The organism is Hymenobacter glacieicola (genome assembly GCF_014640315.1).
GTDB lineage: Bacteria > Bacteroidota > Bacteroidia > Cytophagales > Hymenobacteraceae > Hymenobacter > Hymenobacter glacieicola.
This window is the reverse complement of the sequence record NZ_BMGS01000001.1, coordinates 518,477-535,220: the sequence shown is the minus strand read 5'-3', so window position 1 is coordinate 535,220 and position 16,744 is coordinate 518,477. Positions and strand designations below refer to the sequence as shown.

The window sequence follows — 16,744 nt, the reverse complement described above, 5'->3', positions numbered from 1 at the left end:
CGCAACCTGCCTGCCGCCTCTCGCTACTTATTCTCTACTTTTGATCTTTCACTGATTTCCTTTCCGGACCTTAAAAACCCGTCGTTCAGCAGCGGGCTGGCCGTGGTCAGCCTCACTTTATTTCGTATGCGGAGTTACAAAAGCCTGAATAACCTAGTTGGGTGGCTGGTATTTGCCATTGCTACCCTTACCTACCTGCTCACGCTGGAGCCCACGGCTTCTTTTTGGGACTGCGGCGAGTTTATTGCCTGCTCCTACAAGCTGCTGGTGCCCCACCCACCCGGCGCCCCTACCTTCCTCCTGCTAGGTCGCTTGTTTTCCCTGCTTTCCTTTGGCGATGTGACCAAGGTGTCGGTGCTGGTCAATGCCTTGTCAGCGCTTAGCTCGTCGTTCACGGTGCTTTTCCTGTTCTGGATTATCACTATGCTGGCCAAGAAGCTGGTGCTGCACCGCCCCGGCATGCACGACGACCGGAATCTGGAGCCTACCTTCGGTCAGACTCTCCTGATTTTAGGGGCTGGCGCCGTGGGAGCCCTGGCCTACGCCTTCTCCGATTCGTTCTGGTTTAATGCCGTGGAGGCCGAGGTGTACGCCATGTCGTCGTTGTGCACGGCGGCCGTGGTGTGGCTGATGCTAAAGTGGGAAAACCGCGCCGACGAAGCCGATTCCGACCGGTGGCTGGTGCTCATTGCCTACGTGATTGGCCTGAGCATCGGGGTGCACTTGCTGAACCTGCTGGCTATTCCGGCCCTGGGTTTCATTTACTACTACCGGCGCACCCAAAACCCAACCACCAAGGGCGGCATCATTACGCTGGTTCTCAGCAGCGTAATTGTGGGGCTGATTCTGGCCGGCATTATCCCTGGCCTGCCTACCCTGGCGGGCGCTTTTGAGGTGTTCTTTATTAATTCCTTCGGCCTGCCCTTTAACTCCGGGCTGGTGATTTTCCTGCTGCTGTTCGTGGGGCTGATCTGGTTTGGTTTCCGGCAGTCGTTTAAGCGTCGCAGCCGCTTGCTGAACACCGTGATGCTGAGCTTCGTGTTCATCCTGATTGGCTACTCTAGCTACCTGATTGTGCCGATCCGCAGCTCTTACCACCCTACCATCAACGAAAATGCCCCGGAGGATGTCCTGTCCTTCGTGAGCTACTTGAAGCGCGAACAATACGGCGACCGGCCCCTGCTTTACGGCCCGCAGTTCAACGCCCAGCCCATTGCTCAGGAAGACGGTGCGCCGCGCTATGTGCGCCAGGGCGACCAGTACGTGGTGGCCGAATACCGGCCGGTGTTGCAGTACCAGCCCGGCGACAAGATGCTGCTTCCGCGCCTGTACAGCAATGATCCGCTCCACCTGTACAACTATAAAAAGTGGGTGGATATTCAGGACGGCGTGAAGCCTACGATGGGTCAGAACCTGTCGTTCCTGTTCAAGTACCAGATGGGCCACATGTTCTGGCGCTACTTCATGTGGAACTACGTGGGCCGCGAGGGCGACATTCAGCAGTCGGGTATTTTGTGGGGTAGCCGGGCCGGTGCGGGTTTGCCGGAGCGTATTGCCGACAGCCCCGCCCGCAACGCCTTCTTCGCCCTGCCCCTAATTCTGGGTTTGCTGGGCCTGTTCTTCCAGGTGCGCCGCGACGGGCGCAACGCCCTGGTGGTAGGGTTGCTGTTTCTGCTTACGGGCTTGGCCATTGTGGTGTACCTGAACCAGCCCCCCATTGAGCCCCGCGAGCGGGACTACACCTTTGCCGGCGCCACCTTCGCCTTCGCCATCTGGATTGGGCTGGGCGTGCTGGCCCTGGCCGAGCTGCTGGAAAAAGCGGTGAAGTCGGAAACGGCGCGGGCCGGCGTGGTCACGCTGCTAGGCCTGGTGGTGCCGGGCATCATGGTAGCCCAGGGCTGGGACGACCACGACCGTTCGGACCGTTACAACTCCGTAGATTCGGCCAAGAACCTGCTGAACTCTCTGGCGCCCAATGCCATTGTATTCACGAACGGCGACAACGACACCTTCCCGCTCTGGTACGCCCAAGAGGTGGAAGGCGTGCGTACCGACGTGCGCGTGGCCGTACTCAGCTACCTGAACACCGATTGGTACATCGACCAGATGAAGCGCCGCTCGTACCAGTCGCAGCCCCTGCCCATTTCAATGGAGAATGCCAACTACAAGCAGGGCACCAATGACTACCTCCCTTACGCCGAAAACCCATCGGTAAAGGACATCGACGTGCGCCAGTTTATGCAGTTGGTAAACCAGAACAGCCAGCTCTTACAGGTAAGCTACGGCGACGGCTCGAAGTCCCTACTGTCCTTCCCTTCCCGCAAGTTTTACCTGCCCATTGACACGGCGGCCGTGGCGAAGATGGGCATTATTCCGGCTGACCGCCGCGACCAACTGGTGCCACGCATGGAGTGGGAAGTAGGCAAGAGCGCCATTGAGAAGAAAAGCTTGGTGATTCTGGACATTCTGGCGACCAACAACTGGCAGCGCCCGGTGTACTTCTCCAGCACCGTCGACTCGCGCGACTTCATGGGCCTGCAGCCCTACTTCCAGCTGGATGGCATGGCCTACCGCATCCTGCCGGCCAAAGACCCGAACTACGACCCCAAGGGTGGCGGCGACGAAGGCTACGTGGCCACGGAGCTGATGTACGACAACCTGATGAAGAAATTTGCCTTCCGGGGCCTGAACAACCCGAACATCTTCTACGACGAAAACAACCTGCGCTTCCCGGCCAACTACCGCGACAAATTCTCGCGTCTGGCCAATAGCCTGCTCGCTCAGGGCGACAAAGCCCGCGCCAAGCAGGTACTGGACAAGGCCTTCGAGGTGATGCCCGACAAAGCCATTCCGTATGATTACTACGTGCCGCAGTTTATTCCGGCCCTGGTAGCGGTAGGCGAAAAAGACCGCGCCAACGAAATCATGGACACCATGACGGGCCGCGCCGAGCGGGCTCTGGCTTACTACAGCACCCACAACAGTGCCCTGTTCGACCAGGAGTTTCAGACGTACCTGATGTCCTTGAACAGCATCGGCCGCGCCGCTGAGCAGATCGGTGACCAGCAGCGCGCCACTAAGGCTATTAACCTGCTTAAGCAGTACTACCAACGTTAAACTGCATAGTTTTTGCCGCGCAGAAGCCGGCTCCAGCAATGGGGCCGGCTTCTTTCGTTAGAAAGCCTACCTTGCCCTCCTACCTCCTTTCCTGCTCCCGCTCGTGAAACCGTTCTACTACCTAGTACTCATGCTCCTGGGCTTGGGGAGCAGCCTGCCGCTGGCAGCTGCGCCGCGCCGGGACTTTGCCGCCCAGTACCGGCCCGACCGGCGCATTGTAGTGGACACCCGGCGGGAGGGCGACAGTGTGCGGCTCTACCTGCGCTTTCCTAGCGCTCGTCTGCTCCGGCGGGGTTTCCCGTTGCACGTTGCTTTATGGAACGATTACGACGCCAAGCGGGTGCTGTGGCAGGATACCGTACGTCATGCTGCGCGCCGTCTGCGCCGCGAGGGCGAAGCGGCCACCCTTGATTTCTGCCTGCCCCTAACCCGGCTCCGAGTAGGGCAAGTACTTAGCCTGGCTACGGGCCCGGCCGATGAAGCCGCTTCGGGCGAGGCCGCCTGGGTGCGCCTGACGCCGGAGCATTTGTCCCGGTCTTTTATCTTAACCGATTCGGTGGGCCAGCCACTGCTGCGCCACTACGTGCGAGCCGGCGAGCCTTTTATGATTGACTCCTACGGCGCCGACCTGAGCGTGCAGGCTTACCGTTATCCGCTCAGCTCCTTGGCGGCCGCCCCGCCCATGGCCGGGCCCGGCGCCCTACCCGCCCAGCCGCGCAAGCTCAGCGCCCAGGACTCGGTGCGCTACCGGGCCGGCAGCTTGCTACGGTTTCAAGCAGGGTTATACTTGCTGCGGGTTAGGGAGCAGGAGCCGCGCAGTGGGCTGCTGGTGGAGGACAACACCTTCCCGGCCCTGACTTCGGCCGATGAGCTGATTGCGCCCCTGATCTACCTGACGACTTCAGCGGAGCGTAAGAAACTGTTTGATGCTCCCGACCCGAAGAAAGCCGTGGACCAGTTCTGGCTTACCGTGGCGGGCAACAACCAACCCATTGCTCGCCAGCTGATTCGCACCTACTATGGCCGCGTGCAGGAGGCCAACCAGCTTTTTTCCGCTCATAAAGCCGGCTGGCTTTCCGACCGGGGGATGCTGTATCTGGTGCTGGGGCCACCGGAAACCGTGTACCGGGAGGCCGGCGAAGAGCGGTGGCTTTACCGGGCCGATCAGGGAATGGGCGGAACCTTCGTGTTCCGCGCTAAACCCAGTACCTTTGCCCCCGACAACTATGAACTGGTGCGCCGCCCCGAGTACGAACAACTCTGGTATGCCGCCGTGGAGCAATGGAGAAAAGGACGAACCGCCCGCCCCGGCCGCTAACTGAGCGCCGCCAATTTTTTGATTCTGAAAACCGCCCCGTTCCTAACCGGCGGCCGGCTCCGCGTGAGCGGGAGCAAGAGGGCCGCGCCGACGAAGGCCGGTTTGAGGGCAGCCGTTCCGAAGAAGGGCGTTACGAGGGCAGCCGCGCCGAGGCAGGCCGCTACGAAGGCAGCCGCTCAGACAAGCCGCGCTACCCCCACCGTCCCGCCCAGGACCGCAGCATCGATATGATTTTCGGGCTCCGGCCTATTCTGGAAGCCCTGAACGCGGGCCGTACGCTGGATAAGATCTTCCTGCTGCGCGGCACGAAGAATTCCATGACCCAGGACATTACGGCGCTGGCCAAAACGGCCAACATTCCGGTGTCGATGGTGCCGGTAGAAAAGCTCGACGGCATTACCCGCAAAAACCACCAGGGCGCTGTTGCCTACGTGTCGCCGATTGAGTACATGCCCCTGGACAGCATTCTGGCCGGTTTGTACGAGGAAGGCAAAACCCCGCTCCTGCTGGTGCTGGACCGCATCACGGACGTGCGCAACTTCGGCTCCATTGCCCGCAACGCCGAGTGTATGGGCGTACACGCCATTGTAGTGCCCAGCCGCGGGGCCGCCCAGGTCAACGGCGACGCGCTGAAAACCTCGGCCGGCGCCCTGAACCTGATTCCGGTGTGCCGGGAGCCTAACCTGAAGGATACCCTAACGTTCCTGCGCGAGTCGGGGGTGCAGGTAGTGGCCTGCACGGAGAAATCCGACGCCAGCCTGGAAGCCGGAACCGTGGACCTGACGGGTCCTCTGGCCATTCTGATGGGTAGCGAAGAGGACGGTATCAGCCCCGAGTACCTGCGCCTCGCCGACCACAAGCTGCGCATCCCCATGGCTGGCCAGATCAGCTCCCTCAACGTGTCGGTAGCCAGCGGCATCATGCTCTACGAAGTGCTACGCCAACGCCTCGTGAAGCAGTAGAAAGACATAGTTAAAATAAAAGAGTAAACCGGCTGTCATCCTGAGCGGGAGCCAAGGACCTTATCACATTAGCACGAGTCGTGTCCCGATTATCGTTCTAAGTTGATAAGGTCCTTGCTGCGTCAGGATGGCAGCCGGTTTGATTTCTAGCTCTAGACTCCTAATTATAGCCTACGCCCTTTTTGGACTTCACATCGGCTACGAATTCTTTGACGCGCTGTTCTTCGGTGCGCTTGCAGATCAGCAGCACGTTGTCGTACTCGGCCACGATGTAGCCTTCCAGGCCTTGCACTACTACCAGGCGCTCGGGTGGGGTTTTAATGACGCACTCACTTGTGTCGTAGAGCAGGGCATTGCCGTCTACTACGTTTTCGTCGGCGTCGTGGTGGCCCATGCGGTGCAGGGAATCCCAGGTGCCCAGGTCGCTCCAGCCAAAGTCGGCGGGCAGCACGTACACGTTGTCGGCCTTTTCCATCACCCCGTAGTCGATGCTGATGTTACGGCAGCGCGTGTAGGCCCGGGAAATAAAGTTCTCCTCCTGAGGAGTTCCCAACTCGTTCCAGCCTTCATCAAATACTTCTGCAATGTCGCTTAGGTAGTGATGAAAGGCTTGGATAATGGCATCGGCGCGCCACACGAACAAGCCCGAGTTCCACAGGAAGTCGCCGCTGGTCACGAACATCTTGGCCAGCTCCAGATTGGGCTTCTCGGTGAAGGTTTTCACCTTCCGCAGTTCCTGGGGGAAAACGCCGTCCTCGTGCCCGGGAGCGGTTTGCACGTGCTGGGGCTGCACTGGCTCGTCAATAAACTGAATGTAGCCGTAGCCGGTATCGGGGCGGGAAGGCTGGATGCCGAGGGTGATGAGCACGTTGTGGGTGCGGGCCCCGTCGAGCGCCGTGCGAATGGCGGCCCGAAAGTTTTCCTCGTGCATGACGGCGTGGTCGGCAGGCGTTACCACAATAATGGCCTCCGGGTCGCGCTGGGCAATGCGGTAGCTGGCGTAAGCAATGCAGGGTGCGGTGTTCCGCCCAATCGGCTCGCCCAAAATCTGATCCGCCGGCAGCTCCGGTAGGTGCTGCTGGACCAGTTCGGTATAGTCGCGGTTTGTGACCACGAAGACGTTGCTGGGCGGACAAATGCCCCGGAACCGGTCTACGGTAAGTTGGAGCATGGAGCGCCCCAGTCCTAGGACGTCATGAAACTGTTTGGGATGATGCGTGCGGCTAAAGGGCCAGAAGCGGCTGCCAATGCCGCCAGCCATCACAACGAGATACGTATGCTGTTCCATCGAAGCCGGACGTGAAGCCCGCGTTTAGCAAGAAGATGTAAGCTCTATAAAAGCCCAAACAGAGAAGCCTAAGCTGGTCACGAGAAGCGTAAAATGTACCAATAAGCAGCTTATTCTCTACCATGTCTTTGGACAATGATAGCGGAATATTTGGTATATATAATAATTCTTGTAAATTATTTAATTATACTCATTAACCCTCAGCCACATCTGTTTGCGGCAACCAAGGCTACTGAGCAGCTCCGTTGACCCAGCTGTTACACTAATCCTTCACGCAGCAAATCATGCAAATGGATAAAGCCCGCGAAGCGCCCCTGCTCCGTTACTACCAGTTGGGTGATGTTGCGGTCTTGCATGCGGGTAAGGGCTTCCGCGGCAAAGTCGTCCACATCAATGGTAACGGGGGCGGGCGTCAGGATGTCGCGGGCCCGCACTGCTTCCAAACGGCCCTCAAACGTAGTCAGCATTCGGCGCAGGTCGCCGTCGGTGATAATGCCGATAAGGGCATTGCTGCCGTCCAGCACGGCCGTAGCGCCCAGGCGCTTACCCGAAATTTCCAGAATAATTTCTTTGAGCGGAGCCGTGTCCACTACGTGCGGCTGCTGGTTTTGCCGGCTCAGGTCGCCCACTTTCAGGTAGAGCTGCTTGCCGAGCGTGCCGCCGGGGTGCAGGCGGGCAAAATCCTGGCGGCTGAAGTCGCGGCACTCCAGCAGGCACACGGCCAGCGCGTCGCCCAGGGCCAGGGCCGCGGTAGTGCTGGTAGTGGGAGCTAGGTTGTGCGGGCAGGCTTCGCGCTCCACGGGAGCGTGTAGAATGTAGTTGGCTTGCACCGCCAGGTAAGACTCGGCGTTGCTGACCAGGGCCGCCAGCGGTACTTCTTTGCGCTTGAGCAAGGGCACTAACACCTTGATTTCGGGCGTGTCACCGCTCTTGCTGATGGCAATAACAAAGTCCTCGGCCTGAATCATGCCCAGGTCGCCGTGGATAGCATCGGCGGCGTGCATGAACAGGGCCGGCGTACCCGTGGAGTTGAAGGTAGCCACCATTTTAGCCGCAATATGGGCGCTCTTCCCAATGCCGGTCACAACCACCCTACCCCGTAAAGAGAGAATGGCTTCTACGCATTGTGCAAAATCAGGAGTGCGAGCCAAGGCGTCGGCAACTCCCTGAATTGCTTCAGCTTCTTGCTGAAGCACTTTTTTTGCAAGTAAGTTGAGTTCGTTCTGCGGTTTCAATCTAAATTTGATATTGCGTATCGGAAGCTGAACAGTGTCGGTGATTCTGGGGTTGGCCCCAATTCTTTACCTCTTTCGCTTAGCGCCGAATACCATAAAATCCTTAGATTGAGTAAGCAACACGTTATGTTGTCTATCCAATCTACCACCCCAATTGAGTAAGTGAGGATGTCCATGCCAGCCGTGAAACAACAAGTGCAGCAAGAGGCTGATTTGAAAGGCAAGTTAAAGGAAGTTTTCGGGTACGGTCAGTTCCGGGGCGTACAGGAAGACATCATTCAGAACGTTATTGCGGGCAATAACACGTTCGTTATCATGCCTACGGGCGCCGGCAAAAGCCTGTGCTATCAGCTCCCCGCACTGGTGTTGCCGGGCACGGCCATCGTCATTTCGCCCCTTATTGCCCTGATGAAAAATCAGGTAGATCAGTTGAACGCCTTCGGGGTGAACGCGCAGTTTCTGAACTCGACCTTGTCGAAATCAGAGATGAACAAGGTAAAAAAGGACGTGATTAGCGGCGAGGTGAAGCTGCTCTACGTGGCGCCCGAAAGCCTGACCAAAGACGAAACCATCGAATTCCTCAACAAGGCCACCATCAGCTTCGTGGCCATTGACGAGGCGCACTGCATTTCGGAGTGGGGCCACGACTTCCGGCCTGAATACCGCAAGATTCGCAGCATCATTGATGGGCTGGGCGTGCAGGTGCCCATCATTGCCCTCACGGCCACGGCTACCCCTAAGGTGCAGCAGGACATTCAGAAGAACCTGCAGATGGATGATGCGTCGGTATTCAAGACCTCCTTCAACCGTACCAACCTCTACTACGAGGTCCGACCCAAGCACAACACCAAAAAGCAGCTGATTCAGTACGTGAAGCTGCGCAAGGGCCAGGCCGGCATTGTATACTGCCTCAGCCGCAAGAAGGTAGAGGAAATTGCCGAGCTGCTGAAGGTCAACGACGTGCGGGCCCTCCCCTACCACGCCGGCCTCGACCCGCACGTGCGCATGGCCAACCAGGACGCCTTCCTGAATGAAGATTGCGACGTGATTGTGGCCACCATTGCTTTCGGCATGGGCATCGATAAGCCCGACGTGCGCTTCGTGATTCACTACGACACGCCCAAGAGTATTGAGGGCTACTACCAGGAAACCGGCCGCGGCGGCCGCGACGGGCTGGAAGGTGACTGCCTGATGTTCTACAGCTACGACGACATTGTAAAGCTGGAGAAGTTCAACAAGGACAAGCCCGTAACGGAGCGCGACAACTCCAAGCTGCTGCTCCAGGAAATGGCTAACTACGCCGACTCGGCGGTGTGCCGGCGCAAGCAGCTGCTGCACTACTTCGGCGAGCATTTCGAGAAGGACTGTGGCTTTTGCGACAACTGCAAGCACCCTAAGGAGCGTTTCGAAGCCAAGCACGAAGTATGCATGGCCCTGAAAGCGGTAGTGCAGACCGACGAGCGGTTTGGCCTCGACCACATTGGCACCGTGCTGATGGGCATGAACAACCCGCACGTAGAAAGCTACGGCCACGACAAGCTACCCGTATACGGTCAGGGCAAAGACCACGACGCCCAGTTCTGGCACTCTCTCTTGCGCCAGACGCTCCTCAGTGGTTACTTGGAAAAGGACATCGAAAACTTTGGCGTGGTGAAGATTACGGCCAAGGGCATTGACTTCATTGAAAATCCGCATTCAATCAAGCTCACCAAGGACCATAACTACGAGGAAGAGGTGAAAGAGGAACAGGAACAAGAGGAAGTTCAGCAGGCCGCCGGTCATGATGAGGCCCTGTTTGAGATGCTGAAGGCCCTGCGCAAGAAGGTAGCCCAGCAGAAAAATCTGCCCCCCTACGTGCTATTTCAGGACCCGAGCCTGAAGGAAATGGCGACGACCTTCCCCACCAAAATGGACGACCTGGCCCACGTGTCGGGGGTAGGCCAGGGCAAGGCCCAGAAGTTTGGCGCTCCCTTCCTGGCCCTGATCCAGAAGTACGTGGACGAGAATGACATTGTCACGGCCGCCGACGTGGTGGTGAAATCGGCCGTAAACAAGTCAAAAATCAAGATTTACATCATCCAGCAGATCGACAAGAAGATGGACCTGGAGGAAATTGCTTCCTCCAAGGGCATTGACATGCGGGAGCTGATGGAGGAAATCGAGCACATCTGCTACGCCGGCACCAAGCTCAACCTTGACTACTATATCAACGGGGTGCTCGACGAGGAGCGGCAGGAGGAGATTTACGACTACTTCATGACGGCCCAGACGGACAACATTGCCGCCGCCCTCAAGGAACTCGGCACCGACGACTACACCGAGGAAGACTTGCGTCTGATGCGCATCAAATTCCTGAGTGAGGTAGCCAACTAAATCACGGATTTAGACGGATTTTTCGGATTACACGGATTTTGGGCACAAGGTGCTGTAGCAAAAAGCCCCGCCGGTTGGCGGGGCTTTTTGGTGCGCGGTGGGGTAGCGGTGCTGCGTAGTGGCCGGGCCGAAACGGCCGTTTTCAGAATGTGTACTTTTGGTGGGCAGGTAGCTTTTCCCGATTTTCTGATGGTACAGTACATTCTTGGTATCAATTGCAGCGGCTTTCATTCCTCGGCGTGTTTGCTGGGGCCCGATGGGCGGGTGCGGGTAGCCATTGCCGAGGAACGGCTAAGCCGGGTGAAACAGGATAAGTCGTTTCCGCGCCTGGCCATCCGGTATTGCTGCGAGGCGGCCGGGATTGAGCTGACGGACGTTGCCGACGTATTCATCGGCTGGAATCCGGCTCCTTACCTGCTTCAGCCCCAGCAAACCCTGGCCGATGCCTTCCAGAACCGTGGCAAGCTGGCCCAGCTCACCCTCAATGAGTTGGCCGCCCTGCAAGGTGGCGTCAGCAGCATCGGCCAAACGCTGACGGGCGCAGCAGGCACCCCCATGCGCCTGCATTACGTGGACCACCACCGCGCCCACCTGGCCAATGCCTTGCTGCAATCGGGCTTCGCGGAGGCCGACTTTTTTGTGGCCGACGGCTTTGGCGAAACCACCACGGGACTGATGGGAACGGTTACGGCGGCGGGCTTGCAGGAACTGGCCGCTAACCGCACACCTCATTCGCTGGGGCTGTTTTACGGCGCTTTCACCGAATTTCTGGGTTTCCGCCCCAACGGCGACGAGTGGAAGATTATGGCCCTGGCCGCGCGCGGCAACCCGCAGACGTACTACGAGGCGTTGCGGCCCCTGATTCAGGTAAACGGCCTGCACTTTGAGCTAGACCTGCGCTACTTTGAGTTCTTCCTGTTTTTCACGCCCCACTATTACTCGCCCAAGCTGGTGGAGCTGCTTGGCCCGGCCCTACCTGCCGGGGCCGGGCCCACCCAGCGCGAGTTTGATATTGTGGCCGCCGTGCAGCGTATCACCGAAGAGGTAGTGTTTGAGCTGCTCGGCAACCTGCACGCCCGCACCGGTCAGCGCCGGCTGGTGCTGGGGGGCGGGCTGCTGATGAACTCCGTGCTCAACGGCAAGCTCACCAGGCACACTCCCTACCAGGAAATTTTCATTGGCGCTACCCCCGACGATACGGGCATCAGCGTGGGCAGTGCTCTGTACGGTCGGCAGTATGTGCTCAACCTGCCGGCTGAGTTACGCCCGGCCAGCACCCATAACTTCTTTGGCCGCGAATACGCAGTGGTCGAAATTGAAGCGGAGCTGCGGCGCCGCAAGCTGACCTATGACTGCCCGCCTGACCTTATCGAAGCTACGGCGGCTTTGCTTCATGAAGGACGGGTAGTGGGCTGGTTTCAGGGAGCTTCGGAGCTGGGCCAGCGTGCCCTGGGGCACCGGAGCATTTTGGCAAACCCTACCCTGCCCGACATGAAAGCCCGGGTAAATGCCAGCATCAAATACCGCGAAGCCTTCCGGCCCTTTGCCCCCGCCGTGCCCCAGGAGCGGCAAGCCGAGTTCTTCGAGGTGCCAGCGGGCGAAACTGCCTTCTTTATGGAGAAAGTGTTTCCGCTGCTCCCGCCGGCCCGGCAGCGCCTGCCGGCCGTCACGCACGACGACGGCACGGGCCGGCTCCAGAGCGTCCGGGCCGACGATAACGCGCTGTTTCACGAGTTGCTGCTGGCCTTTGAAAAGCGCAGTGGCGTGCCGGTATTGCTAAACACGTCCTTTAACCTTAACGGTATGCCCATGGTGGAGTCGCCCGCCGACGCCCTGGATTGCTACCTGCGCTCCGGCCTCGATGCCTTGGTGCTGGGGCCATATCTGCTGCGGAAATAAGCTGACACCCATCCTGTGTTCAACCGAAAAGCCCGTCACAACGAACGTTGTAACGGGCTTTTGCTGGCCTTAGGCCCTCTTGCTACTAAAGCAAAAGCAGCGCATGGAGTTTAGCAGTGCTCCTCGAAGGCGCCCTGCAGGTTGTTGACGATGCGCATCAAATCATTGCCTTCGATGTGGTAGCGCTCAATCATGTGCACCAGCTCGCCATCTTTGAAGAGGGCAATGCAGGGGCTGCTGGGTGGGTAGGGCAGCATATGCTCGCGCGCCTTGGCTACGGCTTCCGTTTCCATACCGGCAAATACCGTTACCAGTTTGGCCGGCTTCTTATCGGAGCTGGAAACGGCCATTTTCAGGGCAGGGCGGGCTTTGGCGGCGGCGCAACCACACACCGAGTTAACGGCCACCAGCACGGTACCGCTCTGCTCATTGAGCACCGTGTCAACTTCTTCGGGGGTCATCAGCTGCTCGAAACCGGCCTCAACGAGGTCCTGACGAATCGGCGCTACCATGTATTCGGGATACGTGGCCATAGGTGAAAGCTAGGCTTTAAGGTGAACTATTCCGACGACGGGAAGGCCGGCGGCAGCACGAAATTACGCAACTGCCGCCGCACTGCCACGGTCGGCGTATAGAACCACGAACTAAGCCCGGAAGTTTACTTTCCCCAAAAGCTTGGTCCGGCAATTGCGGGTAGTTTTTTCATTCTCTGTTGTTTACTGCTATGACCTACGCCACCTTCCTTGCCTCGCAGACTCAACCGCAGCCGCCCACGGGCCTCTCGCCCCTGCTGCTAGCCCTCTGGCACGCCGGCCGCGACGAATGGCACCAGGCCCACGACATTGCCCAGGACAATGAGCACGACCCGCTGCAGAACTGGCTGCACGCCTTTTTACACCGCCAGGAAGGCGACCAGGGCAACGCCGCGTACTGGTACCGTCGGGCCGGCCGACCCGCGTTTAGCGGTACCCTGCGCCGGGAATGGGAAGAGCTAGTGCGGACCCAGCTACCTGCTTAGCTAGACTCATAGGCTTTAGGCTGCATACAATAGCCGGGTACATTACATCTTGATAAATTTATACGTATACACATTCATTAGTCTGATTTGCTGCCTATTGCGCAATTAAAATTATATTTATCCCGCGCCGTTGAAACTGGCGGGATGCTATGAAAAAGACACTCTTCTTGTCCGCTACCTTACTGCTGGCAGCCGGGGCAGCCCGGGCCCAGGTAGACACGGTGCGGGCGACTACGCTGCCGCCGGCCCAGCTGGCCGAGAAGCTCTATAACAGCGGAGTAGCCAAGTATAACCAGAAAAGCTACCGGGCCGCTCTGCAGGATTTCGACCGGGCCCTGGCTGCCAAGCCTGACTTCGCCAAAGCCTACTACAACCGCGCCGCCGTGCGCTATGAGCTGAAGGACTACCAGCCCGCCGTGCAGGATTACGACCAGGCCATCAAGCTTGACCCCAGCACCTTTGGTTCTTATTTTGGGCGAGCCCAGGCCCGCGAGGCGCTCAAGCAGCCAGCGGAGGCGGAGCAGGACTACGGCAAAGCCACCGAGCTAAAGGCCGATTACGCCCCAGCCTGGTATTACCGCGGCGCCCTGCGCTTCGAAAAAGCCGACTACCAGGCCGCCAAAGCAGATTTCGATGCCGCTGTCAAGGCCGACCCGACGTACGCCTACGCCTGGCACGACCGGGGTAGTGCCCAGCGTCAGCTGAACAACCTGCCCGCCGCCATTCAGGACTACACCCAGGCCCTCAAGCTGCAACCCGAACTGCTGCCGGCCCTGCTGAACCGGGCCGCTACCCGCCGCCGCGCCGGCGACCTGAAGGGCGCCCTGCAGGATTATAATGACTACCTCGCCAAAAAGCAGGATAATGCCCTAGCCTACACCAACCGCGGCAGCACCCGCTTCGAGCAGGCCGACTACAAAGGCGCCGTGGAAGACTTTAGCAAGGCCGTAGCGCTGGACGCCAGCTATGCCTTCGCCTGGAACAACCGCGCCGCCGCCTACCTCAAACTAGAGGACTACCAGCGCGCCGAAGCCGACGCGACCAAAGCCATTGCCCTGAACGCGCAGTACGCCGAGGCCTACCTCAACCGCGGCCACGCCCGCGAAATGCTCCGCCAGCCCGACGCCGCTTGCCAGGATTGGCGCAAAGCCGCCGAACTGGGCCTGGAAATTGGCAATACCCACGCGGCTAATTCCGGCTGCGGAGCCGAGTAGGAGGAGTAGGAAAGATTGAATAACAACAGAACGTCATGCAGAGGCGGAGCCGAAGCATCTCGCCAGAAGGTAACTCCTTTACTACCACAACCTCAGCACGCGAGATGCTTCGGCTCCGCCTCTGCATGACGACCTATTACGAATTCCTTCTTATGCACAAATATGTACTCGCCCTCCTGCTGCTCTCCGCCCCGGCCACGGCGGCTACGGCCCAGAACGTGGAGTTCAGCAAAGACCAGTTCGGCAACGATAAGGAGGGGCTGAAAACTGCCCAAAAGGAAATAAAGCTGGGCGACGAGTTCTACGACCTGGACCCGCCCCGCTACGAGCAGGCCCTGCCCCACTACCTGGCGGCCCAGAAGTTCAACCCCAATAATGCCCAGCTCAACCTCAAAATCGGGGATAGTTACCTGCACTCCGGCTTTAAGCCCCGGGCCCTGGAGTACTTGCAGAAAGCCTACCAGCTCAACCCCGACGTAGACCCGCGCATCCACTACCTGCTGGGCCGGGGCTTGCACCTGAACGCGAAGTGGGACGAGGCCATTGCCGAGTACAAGCGCGCTACCCCGGCGGCCGGCGCCAAGAACACGGCTGGCTTCACCCAGGAGATTCAAAAGAAAATCCGGGAGTGCGAAAACGGCCGGAAGCTGGCCGCCAAGCCTAGCCGCGTGTTCATTGATAATGCCGGGCCCGGCGTGAACTCGCCCTACCCCGAATACGGCCCCGTAATTACCGCCGATGAATCGGTGATACTGTTTACCTCGCGCCGGCCGGGCTCCACGGGCGACCAGAAAGACCCGGAAACGGGTGGCTTTATGGAGGATATTTACACCAGCACCCGCACTACCCAGGGCAACTGGGTGGGGGCCCGCAACCTGAGCCAGCCGGTGAATACGGAGGGCCACGACGCCACCGTGGGCCTTTCGCCCGACGGGCAGCGGCTGCTGGTGTACCTGGAGGAAAACGGCGGCGACCTGAACGAGGCCAACCTGCGGGGTGCCGAGTGGCGCAAGCCCCAAAAGCTAGGCTCCCGCATCAACTCCAAAGCCCACGAATCGTCGGCGGCCTACACGCCGGACGGGCGCAGCCTGTACTTTGTCACCGACAAGGAAGGCGGCATCGGGGGGCGCGACATTTACCGGATTGAAATTGAGGGCCGGGGGCCGGCCGTGAACCTGGGTTCTACCATCAACACCCAGTACGGGGAGGAAGGCGTGTTTCTGCACCCCGATGGCAAGACCATGTACTTCTCCTCGGAGGGGCACAACTCCATGGGCGGCTACGACATCTTTAAATCGGTGTACCAGAACGGTAAGTGGAGCCCCCCGGAAAATCTGGGCTGGCCCATCAACACGCCCGATGATGACGTGTTTTTCGTGATTTCCGCCTCGGGCCGCCACGGCTACTACTCCTCGTTCCGGGATGACGGGCTGGGCTCCAAAGATATCTACCAGATTACCTTTCTGGGCCCCGAAAAGCCGCCCCTGCTCAGCCAGGAAGACCAGCTGCTGGCCTCGCGCGTGCAGCCGGTAAAGGAGACGCTGTTGGCGCCACCGGTAGCCATTGCCTCGGCCCAGGTAACTATTCTAAAAGGGGTAGTAACCGACGAGGCCAGCAAACAGCCCACGGAAGCTACCATCGACGTTATCGACAATTCCCTGAACCAGGTTATTGCCTCCTTCCAGTCGAATGCGCAGTCGGGCCGCTACCTGGTGTCGTTGCCTTCGGGTGTGAACTACGGCATTGTGGTGCGCAAAGACGGCTACCTGTTCCACTCCGAAAACTTCGATTTGCCGGCCGGAGCGGCGTATTCGGAAGTAGTTAAAGACATTGCCCTCAAGAAGCTGGACGTGGGCGTGAAGGTGGTGCTCAACAACATCTTCTTCGACTTCGACAAAGCCACGCTACGCAAGGAAAGCACCGGAGAGCTGGAGCGCCTGCAGAAGCTGCTCACCGAAACGCCCGCCCTGCGCCTGGAAATTTCGGGCCACACCGATAACGTAGGCAAAGCCGAATACAACAAGGACCTCTCGCAGCGCCGCGCCAAGGCCGTAGTGGATTACCTGGTGACCAAAGGCATCGACAAAGGCCGCCTGACCTTTGCCGGCTACGGCGACGCCCAGCCAGTGGCGCCCAACACCACCAAGGCCGGCCGCCAGCTCAACCGCCGCACCGAGTTCAAAGTAACGGGCAAGTAGTAGGGAAGAAAGGTTTGGGAAGGCTGCGTTGCTGCTCCTTGCCTGGTTTGGCAACCGGCAGCAGCGGCGCAGTCTTCTTCTGCTTGCTGGGTTACCCACCAAGCGGCCTGTTTGCGGGATTC

General features: G+C 59.2%; 11 protein-coding genes. 8 read left to right on the top strand and 3 right to left on the bottom strand.

Features of this window, described 5'->3' with window-relative positions; translation table 11 throughout:
- Positions 1-126: 126 nt before the first annotated feature.
- The 3 genes from IEW18_RS02300 (at position 127) to rlmB (ending at position 5,397) form a co-directional block, all read left to right on the top strand.
- Positions 127-3,117 carry a glycosyltransferase family 117 protein gene (locus IEW18_RS02300; protein WP_188556184.1) on the top strand — a complete coding sequence of 997 codons (2,991 nt, stop codon included), beginning with the start codon at positions 127-129 and terminating at the stop codon, positions 3,115-3,117.
- Between the two features lie 103 nt (positions 3,118-3,220).
- On the top strand, positions 3,221-4,435 hold the full coding sequence (locus IEW18_RS02295; RefSeq protein WP_188556183.1) for a GWxTD domain-containing protein: 1,215 nt from the start codon (positions 3,221-3,223) through the stop codon (positions 4,433-4,435).
- Positions 4,399-5,397: a 23S rRNA (guanosine(2251)-2'-O)-methyltransferase RlmB gene (rlmB, locus tag IEW18_RS02290; protein WP_308428036.1), complete on the top strand. Its 999-nt coding sequence runs from the start codon at positions 4,399-4,401 to the stop codon at positions 5,395-5,397. The genes IEW18_RS02295 and rlmB overlap by 37 nt, the downstream gene beginning before the upstream one ends.
- Positions 5,398-5,557: 160 nt before the next feature.
- Here rlmB and IEW18_RS02285 read toward each other — a convergent pair whose 3' ends face one another.
- Complete coding sequence (locus IEW18_RS02285) at positions 5,558-6,685, bottom strand: mannose-1-phosphate guanylyltransferase (RefSeq protein WP_188556182.1); 1,128 nt, start codon at positions 6,683-6,685, stop codon at positions 5,558-5,560.
- Between the two features lie 257 nt (positions 6,686-6,942).
- Positions 6,943-7,920 carry a KpsF/GutQ family sugar-phosphate isomerase gene (locus IEW18_RS02280; protein ID WP_373285688.1) on the bottom strand — a complete coding sequence of 326 codons (978 nt, stop codon included), beginning with the start codon at positions 7,918-7,920 and terminating at the stop codon, positions 6,943-6,945.
- A 174-nt stretch (positions 7,921-8,094) separates the two neighbouring features.
- On the opposite strand from IEW18_RS02280, the gene recQ reads away from it, so the two are divergent.
- Both recQ and IEW18_RS02270 read left to right on the top strand, forming a co-directional pair.
- Entirely contained in the window at positions 8,095-10,293 is a 2,199-nt protein-coding gene (recQ, locus tag IEW18_RS02275) for a DNA helicase RecQ (protein ID WP_188556180.1), read from the top strand.
- A gap of 189 nt (positions 10,294-10,482) precedes the next feature.
- On the top strand, positions 10,483-12,192 hold the full coding sequence (locus tag IEW18_RS02270) for a carbamoyltransferase family protein (protein WP_188556179.1): 1,710 nt from the start codon (positions 10,483-10,485) through the stop codon (positions 12,190-12,192).
- Positions 12,193-12,302: 110 nt separating this feature from the next.
- On the opposite strand, the gene IEW18_RS02265 is transcribed toward IEW18_RS02270, so the two are convergent.
- Positions 12,303-12,725: a BrxA/BrxB family bacilliredoxin gene (locus IEW18_RS02265; RefSeq protein WP_188556178.1), complete on the bottom strand. Its 423-nt coding sequence runs from the start codon at positions 12,723-12,725 to the stop codon at positions 12,303-12,305.
- A gap of 191 nt (positions 12,726-12,916) precedes the next feature.
- Here IEW18_RS02265 and IEW18_RS02260 point away from each other — a divergent pair, with 191 nt between their 5' ends.
- From IEW18_RS02260 to IEW18_RS02250, 3 genes are all read left to right on the top strand, one after another.
- Positions 12,917-13,210 (top strand): hypothetical protein, encoded by a 294-nt coding sequence (locus IEW18_RS02260; protein ID WP_188556177.1) that lies wholly within the window; start codon positions 12,917-12,919, stop codon positions 13,208-13,210.
- A 149-nt stretch (positions 13,211-13,359) separates the two neighbouring features.
- Positions 13,360-14,424, top strand: coding sequence for a tetratricopeptide repeat protein (locus IEW18_RS02255; RefSeq protein WP_188556176.1), 1,065 nt, complete (start codon positions 13,360-13,362; stop codon positions 14,422-14,424).
- 152 nt (positions 14,425-14,576) lie between these two features.
- Positions 14,577-16,622, top strand: coding sequence for an OmpA family protein (locus tag IEW18_RS02250; RefSeq protein WP_188556175.1), 2,046 nt, complete (start codon positions 14,577-14,579; stop codon positions 16,620-16,622).
- The last annotated feature ends 122 nt before the right edge of the window (positions 16,623-16,744 follow it).